Annotated in this window: 10 protein-coding genes; 3 read left to right on the plus strand and 7 right to left on the minus strand. The window is 65.3% G+C overall.

Annotated elements, in window-relative coordinates; translation table 11 throughout:
• Positions 1 to 40: 40 nt before the first annotated feature.
• Positions 41 to 2716: a DNA ligase D gene (ligD, locus tag XH96_RS09225; RefSeq protein WP_194394081.1), complete on the plus strand. Its 2676-nt coding sequence runs from the start codon at positions 41 to 43 to the stop codon at positions 2714 to 2716.
• A gap of 126 nt (positions 2717 to 2842) precedes the next feature.
• On the opposite strand, the gene XH96_RS09230 is transcribed toward ligD, so the two are convergent.
• Entirely contained in the window at positions 2843 to 3007 is a 165-nt protein-coding gene (locus XH96_RS09230; protein WP_084298933.1) for a DUF3309 family protein, read from the minus strand.
• 181 nt (positions 3008 to 3188) lie between these two features.
• Between XH96_RS09230 and XH96_RS09235 the strand changes: the two genes are divergently transcribed.
• Complete coding sequence (locus XH96_RS09235) at positions 3189 to 3506, plus strand: polyhydroxyalkanoic acid system family protein (protein WP_028177495.1); 318 nt, start codon at positions 3189 to 3191, stop codon at positions 3504 to 3506.
• Between the two features lie 2 nt (positions 3507 to 3508).
• Here XH96_RS09235 and treY read toward each other — a convergent pair whose 3' ends face one another.
• The 6 genes from treY to XH96_RS09265 are packed head-to-tail and all read right to left on the minus strand — an operon-like array spanning position 3509 to position 17506.
• Positions 3509 to 6295, minus strand: coding sequence for a malto-oligosyltrehalose synthase (gene treY, locus XH96_RS09240; RefSeq protein ID WP_194392226.1), 2787 nt, complete (start codon positions 6293 to 6295; stop codon positions 3509 to 3511).
• A 1-nt stretch (position 6296) separates the two neighbouring features.
• Complete coding sequence (treZ, locus tag XH96_RS09245) at positions 6297 to 8045, minus strand: malto-oligosyltrehalose trehalohydrolase (RefSeq protein WP_194392227.1); 1749 nt, start codon at positions 8043 to 8045, stop codon at positions 6297 to 6299.
• Entirely contained in the window at positions 8042 to 10120 is a 2079-nt protein-coding gene (glgX, locus tag XH96_RS09250; protein WP_194392228.1) for a glycogen debranching protein GlgX, read from the minus strand. Before glgX ends, treZ begins: the two co-directional genes overlap by 4 nt.
• A 3-nt stretch (positions 10121 to 10123) precedes the next feature.
• On the minus strand, positions 10124 to 12262 hold the full coding sequence (gene glgB, locus XH96_RS09255) for a 1,4-alpha-glucan branching protein GlgB (RefSeq protein WP_194392229.1): 2139 nt from the start codon (positions 12260 to 12262) through the stop codon (positions 10124 to 10126).
• Positions 12255 to 15548 carry a maltose alpha-D-glucosyltransferase gene (treS, locus tag XH96_RS09260; RefSeq protein ID WP_194392230.1) on the minus strand — a complete coding sequence of 1098 codons (3294 nt, stop codon included), beginning with the start codon at positions 15546 to 15548 and terminating at the stop codon, positions 12255 to 12257. Before treS ends, glgB begins: the two co-directional genes overlap by 8 nt.
• 11 nt (positions 15549 to 15559) lie before the next feature.
• A complete protein-coding gene (locus tag XH96_RS09265; RefSeq protein WP_194392231.1) occupies positions 15560 to 17506 on the minus strand; it encodes a maltotransferase domain-containing protein in 1947 nt (648 codons plus the stop codon).
• A gap of 204 nt (positions 17507 to 17710) precedes the next feature.
• On the opposite strand from XH96_RS09265, the gene malQ reads away from it, so the two are divergent.
• Positions 17711 to 19672 carry a 4-alpha-glucanotransferase gene (gene malQ / locus XH96_RS09270; RefSeq protein ID WP_194392232.1) on the plus strand — a complete coding sequence of 654 codons (1962 nt, stop codon included), beginning with the start codon at positions 17711 to 17713 and terminating at the stop codon, positions 19670 to 19672.
• The last annotated feature ends 13 nt before the right edge of the window (positions 19673 to 19685 follow it).

Genomic DNA, 19685 nt, shown 5'->3' on the forward strand with positions numbered 1-19685 from the left:
CGTGATAGGCTTGGATGCCGAAAGAGAAGCGGGACCGGTCGTGCTGCAAAAACTCTCCACTTACCGACAGAAGCGGGATTTCGAAAAGACGCCCGAACCATCCGGCAAGAGCGCAGTGGCGCCGTCGAAGCAGCGGCGCTTCGTCATCCAGAAGCATGACGCCAGCCGCCTGCACTACGATCTGCGACTCGAATTCGACGGCGTGTTCAAGTCCTGGGCGGTGACGAAAGGACCCTCGCTCGATCCGCACGACAAGCGGCTGGCAGTCGAGGTGGAAGACCACCCGCTCGACTATGGCGATTTCGAAGGCACGATTCCGGAAGGGCAATATGGCGGCGGCACGGTGATGCTGTGGGACCGCGGCACTTGGGAATCGGATGATCCGGAAGCCGGCTTCAAGAAGGGCGACCTCAAGTTTACCCTGCACGGCGAGAAGCTGCACGGAAGCTGGGTCCTGGTGCGCATGCGCAACGACCGTACCGGCGGCAAGCGCACCAACTGGCTCCTGATCAAGCATCGTGACGAGTACGTCCGCGAAGGTGCGGACAACGATATTCTCGAGCAGGACAAATCCGTTGCCTCCGGTCGCGCGATGGAGCAGATCGCCGAAGGCAAGGGCCGCGCGCCAAAGCCGTTCATGCTGGCGAAGGGCGCCAAGGGCAAGGCCGATGCAGTCTGGCAGTCCAATCGCGCCGAGGAGACGAAAGGGCGCACGGTGAAGCCTGCGCCGCGCACCGCGCTGAAGCGCGGCAAAGCGGCGAAGAAGAGCGCCGCGACTGCGACCAACGCCAGAAAGGTCTCGGCGATGCCGGATTTCGTCGCACCGCAGCTCTGTACGCTGGTGGAGCGGCCGCCGGCCGACCAGGGCTGGTGCCACGAGATCAAGTTCGACGGCTATCGCGTGCAGCTCCGCGTCGAGGACGGCGAGGCGACGCTGAAGACGCGCAAGGGTCTCGACTGGACCGGCAAGTTCGCCTCCATCGCCAAGGAAGCGGCTGCGCTGCCCGACGTCATGATCGACGGAGAGATCGTCGCGCTCGACCACAACGGCGCGCCGAACTTCTCCTCGCTGCAGGCTGCGTTGTCCGACGGCAAGACCGACGAGCTGATCTTCTTTGCCTTCGACCTGCTCTTCGCCGAGGGCGAGGACTATCGCCGCCTGCCGCTCGGCGAACGCAAGGCCCGGCTGAAGGAGCTGCTGGAGTCCCGCAAGCGGAAATCGAGCCAGCTCCGCTATGTCGAGCATTTCGAGAGCGGCGGCGATGCCGTGCTGCAATCGGCCTGCAAGCTCGAGCTCGAGGGCGTGGTCTCGAAGAAGCTGAACGCGCCGTATCGTTCCGGCCGCACCGACAGCTGGGTCAAGTCGAAATGTCGCGCCGGCCACGAGGTGGTGATCGGCGGCTACAAGACCACGAGCGGCAAATTCCGCTCGCTGATGGCGGGCGTGCAGCGCGGCGATCATCTCGCCTTTGTCGGCATGGTCGGCACCGGCTTCGGCGCGGACAAGGTCAAGCGCATCATGCCTGCGCTGAAAGCCATGGCGGCCAAGGACAGCCCCTTCGGCGGCAAGAATGCGCCGAAGAAGACCCGCGACGTGCACTGGCTGAAGCCGGAGCTCGTCGCCGAGATCGAGTTCGCCGGCTTCACCGCTGACGGCAACATCCGCCAGGCGGCGTTCAAGGGATTGCGGCAGGACAAGCCTGCCGAGGAGGTCGAGGCGGAGACGCCCGTCGATACCGAGCTCGCCAAGCCCTCCGCCGGGAAGGCGGCGCGCACCAAAGCGGGGCGGCAGTCGAAGCAGACCGCTCAAAATGCCGAGGTCATGGGTGTCGTCATCTCCAAGCCGGACAAGGAGCTCTGGCCCGACGACGGCGATGGTGGCGTCGTCACAAAGCTGGACCTTGCCCGCTATCTCGAAGCCGTCGGCGAATGGATGATCGTGCACCTCAAGGGCCGGCCGTGCTCGCTGATCCGCGCGCCTGATGGCATCAAGGGCGAATGTTTCTTCCAGCGCCATGCGATGCATGGGACGTCGAACCTTCTGGAGCTCGCAAGAGTCTCCGGCGATCGCAAGCCCTACCTTCAGATCGATCGGATCGAGGGGCTCGCCGCCGTGGCGCAGATCGGCGGCGTCGAGCTGCATCCCTGGAATTGTGCGCCTTATGCCTATGACACGCCGGGCCGGCTGGTGTTCGATCTCGATCCCGCGCCCGACGTCGACTTCGCCGACGTCGTCGAGGCGGCCAAGGAGATGCGGCAGCGCCTGTCCGACATCGGCATGGACAGCTTCTGCAAGACCACGGGCGGCAAGGGCCTGCACGTCGTGGTGCCGCTGCTTCACGGCGCGCGCGACAAGGTGAGCTGGAAGGAGGCCAAGGCCTTCGCACAAGGCGTCTGTCAGTGGATGGCCGACGACGATCCCGAACGCTACCTGATCAACATGTCGAAGAAGCTGCGCAAGGGAAAGATCTTCCTGGACTATCTGCGCAACGACCGCATGTCGACCGCGGTGGCCCCCTTGTCGCCGCGGGCGCGCGCCGGGGCCACGGTATCGATGCCGCTGACCTGGGCGCAGGTGAAGAGCGATCTCGATCCCAAGCGCTACACGCTGCGCACCGTGCCGGCCCTGTTGCCGCGATCGAAGGCGTGGGAGGGCTATGACGATGCCGCCGCTTCGATCAAGGCGGCGATGAGGAAGCTGGCGAAGAAGAAGTAGTCTCCGCGACGGGCGCAACCCCGGTAGGGTGGGCAAAGCGCAGCGTGCCCACCATCTTCTCGTTGCGAAGGGCGGTGGGCACGGCGCAAGAGCGCCTTTGCCCACCCTACGAGATCTCGTCCTAGTCTAGATCCGTCCCATCAGCAGCAGGATCAGCAGGATGATGATGACGAGCCCGAGGCCGCCGCCACCATAATAGCCGGTGCCGTAAAATGGCCCGCCGCCGATGCCGCTGAAGCCGCCCAGCAGGGCGATGACCAGAATGATCAGAATGATCGTGCCGATTGACATGCGAATCTCCTCCAGCCCTTTGTTGAAAGGGTCGTTTGCACTTGTCCTGTCGTGCGGGGCCAACTTGCCGCAGGTTGTAAAGTTCCCGCGTTGAAACAAGCCCGAGGGTCCAACTTGCATGGAACCTTTGCAGGTGCAGCGGGCATGACTATGTGGGAAGAGCCATCACTGGACAGCAACCATGTCAGCACCGCTTGTCGTTTCAATCCCGCATCGTCTCGGCCGCGAGGAGGCGGTGCGCCGGCTCAAGACGGGGCTTGGCCGCGCCGCGGCAAGCATTCCGGTGATGCAGGTCGAGGAGGAACGCTGGAGCGGCGACAGCATGAATTTCCGCATCCGCGCGCTCGGGCAGATCGCGACCGGTCAGGTCGACGTCGCCGACGACCAGGTCCGGGTCGAGGTGGTGCTGCCCTGGCTGTTGCAGCGCTTTGCCGAGATGGCGCAGGCGACGATCAGGAAGCGCGGCCAGTTGCTGCTGACCAAGGACGGCGGCAAGTAGCTTCAGCCGCGCGCGCGCTGCCGCATCGGCTTCACCGCGTTCGCAGCCCGCGCCTCGATGACGGCCACGGCAAGATCGCGCCAGGCCTGTGCGACCGGTACTTCGGTCCCCGCAAGGCCCGTCGCGGTGTAGCCGGCGATGTCGACGGTCGCGTCGATGTCTTGCGTCGCGGGCCATTCCCGGCCGCCTTGTGTGAACGGCGCGAAATGACGCCCGACCACGACGATCGCGGCCGCGCGGCCATGACGGCGCGCAAAGGCGATCACGTGGTCGGCATGTGCGCCGCGCACCTCGAGCGGCTGATAGTCACCCTGGGCGAATACGTCGGCGAGTCCATTGCGCAGCTTGAGAAGATGTCGCGTCCAGGCCAGCTTGAGCTGGCCGTCCGGCCAGCTCTTGCTCAGGCCGCGCCAATCCGGATCCTCCAGCGAGCTTAGTGCCGTGTGGCGCGCGGCAAAGTCCACCGGACGGCGGTTGTCGGGGTCGACCAGCGACAGGTCCCAGAACTCGGTGCCCTGATAGAAGTCCGGCACGCCCGGCAGCGTCGCCTTGAGCGTGAGCTGGCTCAGCGAGTTCAACGTGCCGAGCAGTGCGACGCGGCGAGCCAGCGTTTGCAATGCCTCCAGGAATTCTGCGGACCGGGCGGGATCGAGGATTTTCCCGACGAAATCCCGTATGCCGTCCTCATAGGTTTCATGCGGGTTGAGCCAGCTCGTCTCCTCCTTGCCCTCGCGCGCGGCCTTGAGGGCATAGGCCTGGATGCGCTCGACGAAAGCGGCATCGGCCGGCTCCTCGAGCGGCCAGGCGCCGAGCAGGGTCTGGTAGAGCATGTATTCGAACGTCGCCGACGGCGCGCGGAAACTGCCCTGGTGCGCGAGATGCGGTGCGTTCAACACCTTCCAGCGCGCCACCGCGCTGGTCCATTCACCGGGAATCTCGCTGAGCGCCGCGATGCGCGTGCGGGCATCCTCGCCGCGCTTGGTGTCATGCGTGGCGGTCGCGGTCATGCCTTGCGGCCATTCCCTGGCGCGGGCCTGCATGATCTGGTGGAAGGCGGGAACGGTGAGGCCGGTGCTCGCGGGGTCGCCGCCGACCTCGTTCAGCGCCAGCAGCCGGTGGAATTGATAGAACGCGGTGTCCTCCAGCGACTTCGCCATCATCGGCCCGGTGAATTGCTGCACCTTCAGCGCGAAGCGGCGCACGCGCGGGGCGCTGTGCGGGGGACGGCCGGGCTTGAGCAGGTCCATGGTGAGGGCATCGCGCAGGAAGTCGAAGATGCCTTCGTCGGCGGCAAACCACTCCCCGCGGGCGCGCTCGATGGTGTCCTCGATCAGCTTGCGGTCCGGTGCCGTCGGGCCGCTGTGCGTCAGGTAGGTGCGATAGACCGGGAAATGCAGCACATAAAGCTCGAGCGCCTGTCGCAGGCTGTCGGCCGAGAAGTCCCGTGTCGAGTAATGTCCGTTGGCGATGCGCGCGAGCAGGCGCGACAGCACGGTGAATTCGCTGGCGAGCAACGTCTCCAGGACCCGCCGCTTGGCGTCCTTGACGTAAGGCGCAAGCCGCGGCGGCCGGTTGCTGATCTGCCGCCAGGTCTCGTCCAGCGCTTCGAGGCCCTTGGGATCGACCAGCACATGGGTGATGACGTTCATCCATTCATAGCCCGTGGTGCCCTGGACGCCGGCGAACTTCGGCAGGCGCTCCTGCTCGCACAGGATCTTTTCGATCACGGTATAGAACGGCTTTGTATTGCCCTGGGCATCGCGCACCAGCCGGCGCAATCGCTGGCAATATTGTGCGGGGTCACGCAGGCCGTCGATGTGATCGAGCCGGATTCCCTGTAGTTTGCCGTCGGCGATGAGTTGCTTCACCAGCCGGTGCGTGGCGGCAAATGTGCTCGCGTCCTCGACGCGCAGTCCGGCGAGCCCGTTGACGTCGAAGAAGCGGCGGTAGTTGATGTCGCTGGAGGCAAGCCGCCAGTGCCCGAGCTTGTAGTGCTGGCGCTCCAGCAGATGATGCAGCGTCAGCGTCTGCGCCGGGCGGTCCTTACCGGCACGATAGGCGGCGAGGCCGCGACCGATGATGTCGGCGGCGCCCGCGATCTCCTTGAGCTCGGTCTTGAAGACGGGAGCTTCCTTGCGATTGGGACGACGCAGCCCCGTGTAGCGGGTCGCGAGCGACAGCAGGCGCTTGCCGGGCTCCGTTTCCGCCGCGTCCGCCTCCTTGACGATCACGCGCAGAATTTCGCCATAGCGCTCCGGTGCGATCGGCAGGCGATGCTCGAAATACCAGGCCGAGAGGCTTCCCTCGTCGGGATCGTAGCGCAGCTCGATGTCGCCGCGCTCCAGCGCCTCGCCGTAGGACGAGCCGAGGATCGGCAGCAGCACGCCGCCGCGGGCGCGAAAGGCCAGTTGATCCCAGTCGATGTCGAAGGAAGCGGCGTGCGGTGAGGCCTGGCCCCATTCCAGCACGTCGAGCCACCAGGGATTGTCGGCGAAATGCACGCCGACATGGTTGGGCACGAAATCGATGATGAGCCCGAGGTCGTGCTTGATCAGCGCCTCGCTCAGTCGTGCGAAGCCGGCCTCGCCGCCGAGCTCGGGATTGAACTGGCTGTGATCGACGGTGTCGTAGCCATGGGTCGAGCCCTTGCGGGCCTTCATCACCGGCGAGGCATAGAGGTGCGTGATCCCCAGCGCCTTGAGATAGGGGACGACCGCGGCGGCCTTGTCGAAGTCGAAATCCGCGGTGAGCTGAAGCCGGTAGGTCGCGAGCGGAATGGCAGGAGGCATCTCAACCTCCGAGACGCCAGACCACCGACCAGGGCGGGAGCCGCTCGCCGGCGCCGCCCCAGATCGGCGTGCCCGCGCTGAGGGTGGAGGTGATCTCGTGATCCGACAGATTGGCGACGAGGCGCAACGTCGTGCCGTCGCCCATCCGCCAATGCGCGGTGAGCAGGCCGTTGTCGGCCGCCTCGGCGTCGCCGAAGCTTGCGCCCTTGAGCCGGGGCACGATCTCCTTGCGACGCAGCGCGAGCAGGTCTTTCACCAGCGCGAGCCGCGCGGCCTGTTGCGGCGTGCGGCCGGTCCAGTCGAGCACGGCCGATTGCAGCGTTGCCGGATCGAGCGGGTCGGGCACTTCGTCGCCGTATTTTTCGTAAGCCCAGGCATATTCCTGCTTGCGACCCTTGCGCACGGCCTCGGCGAGTCCGCCGTGGAAATCGCAGAAGAACGGGAAGGGGACTGTCGAGCCCCATTCCTCGCCCTGAAACAGCATCGGCACCATCGGCGCGAGCAGGGTCACTGCGAGGGCGGCCTCGATCTGTTCTGGCGATGCCAGGCTTTCCAGCCGTTCGCCAAGCGGACGGTTGCCGATCTGGTCGTGGTTCTGGAGGAAATTGACGAAGGTCGCCGGCGGCAGCTCACCGCTCGGCTCGCCGCGCGGCCTCTTGCCCCAGAATTCCGAGATCTCGCCCTGATAGACGAAGCCCGAGGCGAGCGCGCGCGCGAGGTCCATGCGCGGCGTCTGGTAGTCGGCGTAGTAACCGGCGAGCTCGCCGGTCAGCATCACATGCCAGACGTGATGATAGTCGTCGTTCCACTGGCCGCGATACTTGCCGTTCGGCGGCTCCTGCGCGGCATCGAGCAGGCTGGCGCGATTGTCGCCGTTCTCCAGCACGAGATGGATCTGGCGTCCCGTGGCCTTGGCGAGCTCGCCGGCGGCAACGCTCAGGTCCTGCAGCATCGATTGCTCGCCGGGGATCGCCATGATGTGGTTGGCGGCATCCAGCCTGAGGCCGTCGAAGCGGTAGTCGCCGAGCCAGGACAGCGCGTTCTCGACGGCGAAGGCTCGCGCCTGCGGCACGCGATAATCGATCGCGCTGCCCCACGGCGTGTGCGCATCGGTGAAGAAGGTCGGCGCATAGCGGCCGAGGTAGTTTCCTTCCGGGCCGAAATGATTGTAGACCACGTCGAGAAACACCATCAGCCCGCGCAGATGGGCTTCGTCGACCAGCGTCTTCAGGTCTTCGGGCCGGCCATAGGCGCTGTCGGGCGCATACCACAGCACGCCGTCATAGCCCCAGCCGCGGCGTCCCGCGAAATCGGCCAGCGGCATCAATTCGAGCGCGGTGATGCCGGTCGCCGCCAGATGATCGAGCTTGTCGATCATGGCGCGGTAGGTGCCCTCCGGCGTGAAGGTGCCGACATGAGCCTCGGTCAGCACCGTCTCTTCCCAGGGACGGCCGCGCCATTCGCGCGCCCGCCAGACGAAGGCGTCGTGATCGATCACCTCGCTCGGGCCGAACACGTCCTCGGGCTGGAAGGCGGAAGCAGGATCCGGCACGTCGATCTCGTCGTCGATCCTGAACTTGTATTTGCTGCCGGAGGGCAGGTCGGCAATCTCGGCGACGTACCAGCCATCCTGCCGGCGCTGCATCGCGTGCCCGCGGTCGAGCAGGAGGTCGACGCGGCGCGCGGCGGGCGCCCATAGTCGGAACGACACGCCGTCCTTCGTCGGCCTCGCCCCGAAGGACGGTCTCATAGCGCCCCCGCGAAGGCGAGCACGGAACGCGGCGGTGCCTTGCTGTCGCTCCCGGGCAGGAAGTCGATCGTATTCAGCATGGCATCGGTCGTGTTCAGGATCTGCTGCCAGCTCTTGTATTCGGTCATTTGCGGCAATCTGAATGCGATCTCTTCGGGAGCGGCGTTCAGTACGATAAAGATCGCCGCCCCGCCCGGTTCCATCGGCCCCATGACATAGGAGAGGAACCGCCCATCCGGGAATGTCCAGTCGCTTTCCGTCATCTCGTTGCCTTCAGGCGTCAGCCACAGTGCGCCGTAGGAGATGCCGTCCTTGGGGCGGCCATCGAGCCAGCGATGGCTGCGGAGCTGCGAGAACCGGCGGCGGATGTCGGCGAGATGGGCGACGAAGTCGACCATGTCGTCGCCCTCCTTGCCGAGATTGTCCCAGCCGACCCAGCCGACTTCGTTGTCCTGGCAATAGGCGTTGTTGTTGCCGGATTGCGAGTTGCCGACCTCGTCGCCGGCGAGGATCAGCGGAACGCCCTGCGCCAGCATCAGGCAGGCCAGCACGTTCTTGCGCAGCTGCCGGCGCAGGCTGATGATGCTCGGATCGTCAGTCGGACCCTCGACGCCGCAATTGTTGCTGTGATTGTCGTTGGAGCCGTCGCGATTGTCCTCGCCATTGGCCTCGTTGTGCTTCTCGTTGTAGCTGAAGAGATCGGCGAGCGTGAAGCCGTCGTGGACGGTGATGTGGTTGATGCTGGCGCGCGGTCGCCGTCCGTCGTGGTTGAACAGGTCGGACGAGGCGGTCATGCGACTGGAAATGTCGCCGATCAGGCTGCCTTCGCCGCTCCAGTAGCGGCGCATGGCGCTGCGATAGCGGTCGTTCCATTCCGACCATTGCGAGGGGAAGGCGCCGACCTGGTAGCCGCCGAGGCCAAGGTCCCATGGCTCGGCGACGAGCTTGACGGTCGCCAGCACCGGGTCCTGCCGGACCGCGGTCAGGAACGAGCTGCCGCGATCGAAGCCGTTCGGCCCGCGTGCCAGCGTGGTGGCGAGGTCGAAGCGGAAGCCGTCGACGTGGCAGACCTCGACCCAGTAGCGCAAGGAATCCATCACCATCTGCAGCACGCGCGGGTGGGTGAGGTTCACCGACGAGCCGCAGCCGGTGAAGTCGTCGTAATAGCGCGGGTTCTCGCGGTTCAGCCAGTAGTAGGAGGCGTTGTCGATGCCACGATAGCACAGCGTCGGGCCCAGATGGTTTCCCTCGGCGGTGTGGTTGTAGACGACGTCGAGCATCACCTCGATGCCGGCATCGTGCAGCCGCGCCACCGTGGTGCGGAACGAATCCAGTGCGTTGTCCTGGGCGTAGCGCGGCTCGGGCGCGAAGAAGGACAGCGTATTGTAGCCCCAGTAATTGGCGAGCTTCTTTTCCACGAGGATGCGGTCGTCGACGAAGCTGTGGATCGGCAGCAGCTCGACCGTGGTGACGCCGAGCTTCTTCAGGTGCTCGATCATCGCCGGCGAGGACAGGCCGCCATAGGTGCCGCGCAAATTCGGCGGTACGTCGTCGCGCTTCTGCGTCAGGCCCTTGACGTGGGCCTCGTAGATGATGGTGTCCTCCCAGGGGATGTTGGGGCGGATCTCGCGTCGGCCCCAGTTGAAGGTCTCGTCGACCACGACGGCTTTCGGCATGCCCCGCGCGTTGTCGCGCCGGTCGAAGGACAGGTCCTCGCGCGGGCTTCCGGTGCGGTAGGCAAAATGCGCATCGCTCCAGACCAGCCGCCCCGAGAGCCGCTTGGCATAGGGGTCGAGCACCAGCTTGTTGGCGTTGAAGCGGTGACCGTGCTCGGGCTCGTACGGGCCGTGCACGCGGTAGCCATAGAGCTGGCCGGGCGAAACGTCGTTGAGATAGCCGTGCCAGACGTCCTCGGTCTTCTCAGGCAGTTCGATGCGCTCGAGCTCGCGGCGGCCTTGTGCGTCGAACAGGCAGAGCTCGACCTTCTGCGCGTTGGCGGAGAACAGCGCGAAATTGGTGCCGCGTCCGTCCCAGCTTGCGCCGAGGCGTGCGGGCGATCCAGCAGTCAGGCGCATCAGTCAGCTTTCCGGAACGAGGAAGATCGCAGCGAGCGGTGGAATGGTGAGGCGGAGCTCGCCGTCCTCGGCATGAACTTCGCCGATATTCCCGACATTGCTGCCGCCATAGTGGGCGGAATCCGAGTTGAGCACTTCCTTCCACTTGCCGCCAAGGGGCACGGGAACGCGATAGTTCTGGTAGACGTTCGGGGAGAAGTTGACGATCACCAGGCACCGCGCGTGCTCGTCGAATCCCTTGCGCAGCCAGGCGAACACGTTGCGGTTGGCGTCATCGGTGACCAGCCATTCGAAGCCGGCCTGGTCGCAATCCATCTGGTGCAGCGCCGGCACCGCGCGATAGAGCCGGTTGAGGTCGCGGATCAGCGCCTGGACGCCGGAATGGTACTTGTATTCGAGCAGGTGCCAGTCGAGCGACTGGTCGTGATTCCATTCGCGGCTCTGCGCGATCTCGGCACCCATGAACAGCAGCTTCTTGCCGGGATGGCCGAACATGAAGCTGTAATAGGCGCGCAAGTTCGCAAAGCGCTGCCACTCGTCGCCGGGCATGCGGCCGAGGATGGAGCGCTTGCCGTGCACGACCTCGTCGTGCGACAGCGGCAGGATGAAGTTCTCCGAGAACGCGTAATGCAGGCCGAACAGGATGTCGCCGTGATGGTGCTTGCGGTGGATCGGATCCTTGCTGATGTAGTTCAGCGTGTCGTGCATCCAACCCATGTTCCACTTGTAGCCGAAGCCGAGTCCGCCGAATTCGACCGGACGCGAGACCTGGGGCCAGGCGGTGGACTCCTCGGCGGCCGTGGTCGCCTGCGGGAAGCGGGCGAACACTTCCGTGTTGAAGCGGCGCAGGAAGTCGATCGCCTCGATGTTCTCTCGGCCGCCATACTGGTTCGGAATCCACGCGCCGGGGGGGCGGCTGTAGTCGAGATAGAGCATGGACGCGACCGCATCGACGCGCAGGCCGTCGATCGCATAGCGCTCCAGCCAGAACAGCGCATTCGACACCAGGAAGTTCGTCACTTCGGTGCGGCCGTAATTGTAGATCAGCGTGCCCCAGTCGAGGTGGCGCCCCTGCAGCGGGTTGGCGTGCTCGTAGAGCGAGGTGCCGTCGAAATGGCCGAGCCCGTGCGGGTCATCGGGGAAATGACCGGGCACCCAGTCGAGCAGCACGCCGATGCCCTCGCGGTGGCAGGCATCGACCAGTGTCGCAAACTCGTCGGGTGTGCCGAAGCGGCTGGTCGGTGCATAGAGTCCGGTCGGCTGGTAGCCCCATGATCCGTCGAAGGGATGCTCGCTCACGGGAAGGAATTCGAGATGGGTGAAGCCCATGTCGCGGGCGTAGGCCGGCAGCTGCTCGGCCAGCTCGCGATAGGTCAGCCATTCATTGTCGTTCTTGCGCCGCCACGAGCCGAGATGGACCTCGTAGATCGACATCGGCGCCGACAGCGAATTGATGCCGTCGGGCGCCGGCCGCGGCCGCGGCAGGTGCGCTTCGTCGAACACGATGGACGCCGTCTTCGGCCGCACCTCGCTCGCGAATGCCAGCGGATCGGATTTCAGCGGAATCAGATGACCATGCGGGCCGATGATCTCGAACTTGTAGTGATCGCCGGTCTTCGCATGCGGGATGAACAGCTCCCAATAGCCGCTGCCGCGCACCCGCATCGGATGGCGCCGGCCGTCCCAGAAGTTGAAGTCGCCGACCACGGACACGCGGCGCGCATTCGGCGCCAGCACCACGAAGCCGATGCCGTCGACGCCATCGAGCTGCATCGGATGCGCGCCGAGCTTGTCGTAGAGGCGCTGATGGGTGCCTTCGCCGAGCAGGTAGAGATCAAAATCGGTCAGGATCGGCGGAAAACGGTAGGCATCCTCGAACTCGAAGACGTCGTTGCCGAACTTGGCGCGGAGCTGGTAGTGCTTCGAGCCATTGGGCAGGGCGCCGATGAACAGGCCGGCGTCGTGGACGCGGTCGAGCGGGGCGACCTCGCCATGTTCGCCGACCGCCTCGACGTTGACGGCCTCGGGTAGAAACGCGCGCACCACGCTTCGACCACCCTCGGGATGCAGTCCGAGATAGTGGAAGGGATCGGAATGGCGGCCCTCGATGATCGCATAGGCCTCGGCAGGCAGTTTAGGCATGGGCTTCGCTCTCGGCGCTGGTCAGAATGCGAAGCAGTCCGGTCAGCGGCGCATGCAGCCCCTCAGGCCGGTGGACCAGCTCGTACTCTACTTCGTTGAATGCGTGATCAAGCAGGAAGAACCTCAACAGGCCCTCCGCGGCTTGCCGATCTTCCGGCCAGAGCCGCCGATCGGTCATGGTTTCGTGATAGGCCGACAAGAAGGTTGCGGTGGCGCGCTCGCGCCACTCGTCGAGCGCCGCCGTGAGCCGACCCTGCTCGTCGGAGGCGCCCTTGAGCGCGCGATTGAGGGCCGTGTCAATCGATACCTCGATCGAGTGGATCAGGCCCGCGACATCGCGCGCGGCCGGCGCCTTGCGCCGCTTGTCGGCCAGCGGCACACGCGGATCGCCGTCGAAGTCGATGATGAAGATATCGTCCTTCACGATCAGAGTTTGCCCCAGGCGGAAGTCGCCATGATGACGGATGTTCAACCCGCCGATGCCGGAAGGCAATAGCGCATTCAGTCGGTCGGACAGGCTCGCACGGGCCTCCGCGAGCTGATCGATCAGCGGGCGGTCCGCCTCCCGCAGCCCGTCGCGGCTCTCGGCCAGCCGGTCCAGAACCCGTTCGGCGCGTGCTTTGAGGTTGGATACCAGTTGCCTGATGTATGCGGAGCCGATCGGCTCCGGAGCGAGATCGTCCGGCTTTGCCGCCGCGAGAGCGACATGCAGCTCGCCGAGCCGCCGGCCGATCTGCGCGACGAAGTGCAGGTAAGGCGCCTGCTCCTGGGTCTCGCGGAGCTTCTCACCCGCCGGCAACACGCGCTGCTCGTCGATATAGCGATCGAGATACCCCGTGGTCACGGTCCAGCCGTCACCCTGGTTCTCGACATAGGCGTGCAGCACGCCGAGCGCGCTGCGCTGGTCACCCTCGACCAGCTCGACGCTGCCGAGCAGCGCCGGCGTATTGGCGAAGCGGGCGACCTCCGTGAGATAGTGGCCGATCTCGATCTCGGGGCTGATGCCGCTTTCGAGCTGGCGATAGATCTTGGCGACGTACTGGTTGTCGACCAGCGCGGTGCTGTTCGACTGCTCGATCGCGCGGATGCGCTCGGGCTCCTTGATGGTGTAGTCGGCGAAACGGCTGGTGGGCTTGAACTCCAGCCGCAGATTGTTCTCTTCGACCACCAGGTGCTGCGACAGATTGCGCAGGAACAGGCCGATGAAGATCTGGTCGGTCGCGACGTCGAGCAGCGTCCCCTCGCGTGCGCCCTGGCGCACGGCAGCGAGCGCCCTGGGGTTGAAGCGCTCGCGGTCGAAGCGCACCCATTCGATCTGCAGCGGCAGAACGTAGCGTGCGGCCGCGTCCCCTTGCCCGGTCTCGAAGAACGCGATCCAGGGCCTGTTGTCGCCGATGTCGCAGAACGGCACCGCCGAGGTCAGCGCGGTCTTGATCTGCTTGGGATTGTGCTCGGGATACCACCGCGTTCGCGACAAGAAGCCCGGCAGCACGTCGCGCTCGAACACGCCGCGCTCGCGGGCGAGGGAGACCCAGTTCGAATTCACCGGCACGACCAGCGTTTCGAACTCCGGCACCGCGCGCGGCGTCACCGGCTCGGACTTGTCGCGTTCCAGCAGCCGGAACCAGTAGAAGCCGTAGGGCCCGAGCGTGATCATGTAGGGCAGCTCGCCGATCGCGGGGAAGCGGGTGCGGCCGAGCATCTCCTGCGGGATGCGGTCCTTCCACGGCGACAGGTCGAGTTCGGTCGCCTGCGCGGCGCGCGAGAGATTGGCGACGCAGAGGATCACCTCGTCGCGGTATTGCCGGACATAGGCCAGCACGGCGCGGTTGGCCGGACGGATGAAGGTCATGCTGCCGCGGCCGAAGGCGAGCGTCGATTTGCGCACGGAGATCAGCCGCTTGGTGGCGCTGAGCAGCGAGGACAGGCTGCGCGACTGCGCCTCCACGTTCACGGACTCGTAGCCGTAGACGGGATCCATGATCAGCGGCGCATAGAGGCGGGCCGGGTCGCAGCGCGAGAAGCCGCCGTTGCGGTCCGGGCTCCACTGCATCGGCGTGCGCACGCCGTTGCGGTCGCCGAGATAGATGTTGTCGCCCATCCCGATCTCGTCGCCGTAATAGATGATCGGCGTGCCGGGGAACGACAGCAGCAGCGAGTTCATCAGCTCGATCTTGCGGCGGTCGTTGTCCATCAGCGGCGCAAGGCGCCGGCGAATGCCGACATTGATGCGCGCGCGCGGATCGTTGGCGTAGGTGGTCCAGAGATAATCGCGCTCGACGTCCGTGACCATCTCCAGCGTCAGCTCGTCATGGTTGCGCAGAAACAGCGCCCATTGGCAGGTCGCGGGAATATCCGGCGTCTGGCGCAGGATGTCGGTGATCGGGAAGCGGTCCTCCTGCGCGATCGCCATGTAGATGCGCGGCATCAGCGGGAAATGGTAGGCCATGTGGCATTCGTCGCCGCGGCCGAAATATTCCTGCACGTCCTCCGGCCATTGATTGGCCTCGGCCAGCAGCAGCTTGCCCTTGGAGTAGGCGTCGAGCTCCTGGCGCAGCCGCTTGATGATCGCATGGGTCTCGGGCAGGTTCTCGTTCGAGGTGCCCTCGCGCTCGCAGAGATAGGGAATGGCGTCGAGCCGGAAGCCGTCGACGCCGGCGTCGAGCCAGCGCTTCATCACCTGGATGATGGCGCTGACCACGCGCGGGTTGTCGAAATTGAGGTCCGGCTGGTGCGAGAAGAAGCGGTGCCAGTAGAACGCGCCGGCCTCGGGATCCCAGGTCCAGTTCGACTTCTCCGTGTCGGTGAAGATGATGCGCGTGCCCTGGTATTTCTGGTCGGTGTCGCTCCAGACATACCAGTTGCGGGCGCTGGAGCCGGGATGGCTGCGGCGCGCGCGCTTGAACCATTTGTGCTGGTCCGAGGTGTGGTTGACGACGAGCTCGGTGATGACGCGCAGGCCGCGCTTCTGTGCCTCCTGGATGAAGCGCTTGAAATCCTTCATCGTCCCGAAATCGGGATTGACCGAGCCGTAATCGGCGATGTCGTAGCCGTCGTCGCGGCCGGGCGAGGGATAGAACGGCAGCAGCCACAGCGCGGTGACGCCGAGCTCCTGGAGATAGGGCAGCTTCTCGGTCAGTCCGGCGAAGTCGCCGATGCCGTCATTGTTGCTGTCGGCGAAGGCCTTGACGTGGAGCTGGTAGATGATGGCGTCCTTGTACCAGAGCTCATCCACGATCTCGGCAGCCTCAGCCTTCTTGGTGTCGACGGAAGACAGAACATTCATGGCGTGAACCTTTACGCCAGGCAGCGGAACAGGAGCGCCGGATCGCGGTCGGGATCGATACGCAACCTGATCCCGCCCCATTCGATGCGGGACCGTTCGCCGGTGAGAAGGTCTTCGAGTTCCGTCACATGGTGGCGCCGTCCACCGGCGTCAATGGTGACGTCGCCGAGCGGCAGCCAGCATTCACGCGCATGACGCGAGAGTGCGATCACGATGACGACGGTGTTGGCCGGATCAGCCGCTTCCTTTGCGAAGGCGATCGTCTCGCCATCCTCGATGCCGAGGAAGCGCAGATTGGCCGTCTGCTGCAGCGCCGCGTTCTCGTTGCGGACGCGGTTGAGCTCGGCAATGTAGGATTTGATGTTGCCGGGCTTGTCCCAGTCGCGCTGCCTGATCTGGTACTTCTCGGAATCGAGATATTCTTCGCGGCCAGGAATAGCCTGATGCTCCAGCAGCTCGAATCCGCCAAAGATGCCGTAATTGCCCGAAAGCGTCGCCGCCAGCGCGACGCGCGACTTGAATGCCCAGGCCTCTCCGCTCTGGAGGTGGTAGGGCAACAGGTCGGGCGTGTTGACGAACATGTGCGGACGATAGAAATCGCGTTCGGGATAGCGCGTCAGCTCGCCGAGATATTGCTCCAGCTCCCACCGCGAGGTGCGCCAGGGGAAATAGGTGAAGGATTGCGCAAAGCCGAGCTTGGCGAGGCCCTTCATCAGCTTCGGCCGTGCGTAGGTCTTGGAGAACAGGATCACTTCGGGGTGACGGTGGCGGATGTCGCGGATCAGCCACTCCCAGAATGCAAGCGGCGCGGTGTCGTGATTGTCGATGGCGAAGATGGTGACGCCATGGTCGATCCAGAACAGCATGGCATCGCGAAACGCGTTCCACAGGCCGGCCCGATCCACCGAGCCGAAATCGGGGACGACGATGTCGGAATAAGGGCCGTCCGCCGTCCGGACCGAGCGGTCCGGCCGCCATTTGAACCATTCCGGATGCTGCGTCAGCCAGGGATGGTCCGGCGAGCACTGCACGGCGAAGTCGAGCGCCAGCTCGAGGCCGTATTCGAGGCAGGTCGCGACCAGCGCGCGGAAATCCTCGATCGTGCCGAGCTCGGGATGCAGGGCATCGTGGCCGCCCTCGGCCGAGCCGATCGCATAGGGCGAGCCGGGATCGCCGTCACGCGCCACCGGCGCATTGTTGCGGCCCTTGCGGCTTGTGTGGCCGATCGGGTGGATCGGCGTGAAGTAGAGCACGTCAAAGCCCATGGCGGCGATGTCGGGCACGCGCGCGATGCAGTCGCGCAGCGTGCCATGCCGGCCCGGCAATGCGCTCTGGCTGCGCGGCATCGTCTGATACCAGGCGCCAAACCGCGCCTTGTCGCGGTCTATGGTTAGCGGGAAGAGTGGCGAGCGCGTCAGGTCGGGCCGGGACTGGCTCTCGGCCATGGCTTCGCCGAGCTCGGTTGCGAGCAGCGAATTGACGTCGCCGTTCCTGAGATAGTCCTCGCACTGCCTGATGATGACCGCCGCTGCGTCCTGTCGCGCGCCATGCGCCTTGGTCAGCAGTCCGGCGCCCTCGATCGCATCGAGGCTGACATCGATCCCGGTGCGCTGCTTGCGCGCGACCGCGTGAGACCAGGTGGCGAACTCATCGGTCCAGGCTTCGATCGCGTAGACATATTGGCCGGGCTCAACGGGCGTGAACGCACCGGACCAGCGGTCATTGCCGTGATGGGTCATCGGTTCGCTCCGCCATTCGCGCTCCTGCTCGCGGCGCCAGATCAGGGCGGCGGCGATCACGGCGTCGCCGCCGCGATAGATGTCGGCCCAGACCTCGACCGGTTCGCCCGCGATCCGCTTCACAGCGAAGCGGCCGCCGTCGATCGAGGGATAGACGTCCTCGATCAGGAAAGCGCTGCCGGCTGCGGCACTTTCGACAGTTTGAATTGTCTTGTTCACGGTGATGCCATTGACAAGAAAGCAGGAGCCCGTTTCCCTTGCCGGGAACCGACGCTTGGTATCATTATAGAAAGCCGCTTGTGTGTCATTGGTTCCCTGGGGAACGGCAAGCGCAGTTTGCGAGTTACCCCTGACTAACCTCTTCCGCGACCTCGTTAAAATCGATGCCCTTGGCCAAACAATGGCCTGCAAGCTGCGTGCCGAATGGATCTTTTAGCTCAAGCCCGGATCAAGGGCGTTCAATCCGAATTCGTTGACGCCCTCGGCAAGTTGCGGGTCACCGCGCCCGAGGCGCTCAAATCCATCCTCGACGCCCTGCCGGAGAGGCGGGTCTACCGCTTCGTCAGCGGGCCGGTCGTGGTCCGCGCATTGGGGCATCCGCGCACGGAATTGGCGGCCATCGGTGCGCCGCCGCTGCAATGGAAAATCCACGGCAACGGCAATGTGATCGCCCAGGGCGAGACACGCGAGCCCGTGATCGCCTGGCCCGCCGGCCTGGCGCTCGGGTATCACAGATTGACACTGACCGATGCCGAAGGCGTGACGGAAGAGGTGCCGATGATCGTGGCGCCCGAGCGCGCCTTCAGCGGCGATTTCGACCGCGGCTGGCTGCTCGCCGTCCAGCTCTACAGCGTCCGTTCGGACCGCAATTGGGGCATCGGCGACTTCACCGACCTCGCAGGCCTGGTCCGGCTTGCCAAGCAGCTCGGGGCCGACGGCGTCGGACTCAATCCGCTGCATGTCCTGTTCGACGACCACCCGGCCGATTGCAGCCCCTATTCGCCGAACAGCCGGCTTTTCCTCAATCCGCTCTATATCGACGTCGAGGCGATTCCCGAATTCTCGGCAGACCACGTGCCCGACGCGGCCGCAACGGCCGCCCGCCTGCGCGAAGGTGACCGCGTCCCTTATGCCGACATGGCGGCGTTGAAATGGCGGGGTCTTCGCGCCGCCTTTGACAGCTTCGTGACAAACGCGAGCGAGGCGCGCCGCAAGGCGTTTGACGCCTTCCGGGCCGCCCGCGCGCCGCTGCTGTCCCGCTTTGCCTGCTTCGAGGTGCTGCGCCATCGCTTCAACGCCCCCTGGTGGGAATGGCCGTCGGAATGGCAGCAGCCGGATCAGGCGAAATGCGCCGAGCTGCGCAATGGCCCGGACAAGCGCGAGGTCGAGTTCGTCGAATTCGTGCAATGGACCGCCGATAGCCAGCTGCATGCCGCCAAGGAGCTCGGCAGCCGGCTCGGCATGCGGGTCGGGCTGTATCTCGACGTCGCCGTCGGCGTGCAGTCCAACGGCTTCGATGCCTGGAACGAGCAGACGGCGATTTCCCGCCATCTCGCCGTCGGCGCACCGCCCGACGTGCTCAACACCATCGGCCAGGACTGGGGTCTCGCCGGCTTCAACGCCGGGGGGCTCGAGGCGCAGTCCTTCGTGCCGTTCGCGGACATGCTCGCGGCGTCGATGCGCCATGCCGGCGCCATCCGGCTCGATCACGTGCTCGGCCTGAAGCGGCTCTATCTGGTGCCGCGCGGCTTCAAGCCCGACAACGGCGCCTATGTGCAGATGCCGTTCGAGGCGCTGCTGGCAGCCGTGGCGCGCGAGAGCGCGGCCCATCGATGCATCGTGATCGGCGAGGACCTCGGCACCGTGCCTGAAGGCTTTCGCGAGATGATGCAGGATTTCGGCATCTGGTCCTATCTCGTCATGATGTTCGAGCGCGACGATGCCGGCCATTTCCGCAATGTCGACCACTACAGGCCCAATGCGCTGGTCACGCTGAACACGCATGACCTGTCGACCTATGCCGGCTGGCGCTCCTTCAGCGATCTCAAGATGAAGCGCTCGCTCGGGCTCGATCCCGGCGAGAACGACCAGGCGCGCTGGGATGCGCTCGGCAGGCTCGACGAGATCCTGCGCCAGAACGGGATTCGAGCGAACGACCTCTATTCGGTGCTCGCCTTCCTGTCGCGCACGCCGTCCCGGCTGCTCGCGGTGTCGATGGAAGATCTGCTGGGCGTGATCGACCAGCCCAACATTCCAGGCACGATCGACGAGCACCCGAACTGGCGCCAGCGCCTTCCTGTTGCGCTCGACAAGATCGCGTCCAGGATCGACCTCGCGGCCTTGAAGGCCGCGACGCGGGAACGTTCATTGCCCGGCGGGAGTTGAACGGCCGGGGTTT

The sequence above is a fragment of the Bradyrhizobium sp. CCBAU 51765 genome, assembly GCF_015291725.1.
Lineage (GTDB): Bacteria > Pseudomonadota > Alphaproteobacteria > Rhizobiales > Xanthobacteraceae > Bradyrhizobium > Bradyrhizobium liaoningense.

What these genes read in the sequence shown, in the direction of transcription:
- glgX (WP_194392228.1), bottom strand. Translation starts at nt 10,120, where the DNA reads ATGCGCCTGACTGCTGGATCGCCCGCACGCCTCGGCGCAAGCTGGGAC.
- malQ (WP_194392232.1), top strand. Translation starts at nt 17,711, where the DNA reads ATGGATCTTTTAGCTCAAGCCCGGATCAAGGGCGTTCAATCCGAATTC.
- treZ (WP_194392227.1), bottom strand. Translation starts at nt 8,045, where the DNA reads ATGAGACCGTCCTTCGGGGCGAGGCCGACGAAGGACGGCGTGTCGTTC.
- XH96_RS09230 (WP_084298933.1), bottom strand. Translation starts at nt 3,007, where the DNA reads ATGTCAATCGGCACGATCATTCTGATCATTCTGGTCATCGCCCTGCTG.
- treS (WP_194392230.1), bottom strand. Translation starts at nt 15,548, where the DNA reads ATGAATGTTCTGTCTTCCGTCGACACCAAGAAGGCTGAGGCTGCCGAG.
- XH96_RS09235 (WP_028177495.1), top strand. Translation starts at nt 3,189, where the DNA reads ATGTCAGCACCGCTTGTCGTTTCAATCCCGCATCGTCTCGGCCGCGAG.
- treY (WP_194392226.1), bottom strand. Translation starts at nt 6,295, where the DNA reads ATGCCTCCTGCCATTCCGCTCGCGACCTACCGGCTTCAGCTCACCGCG.
- glgB (WP_194392229.1), bottom strand. Translation starts at nt 12,262, where the DNA reads ATGCCTAAACTGCCTGCCGAGGCCTATGCGATCATCGAGGGCCGCCAT.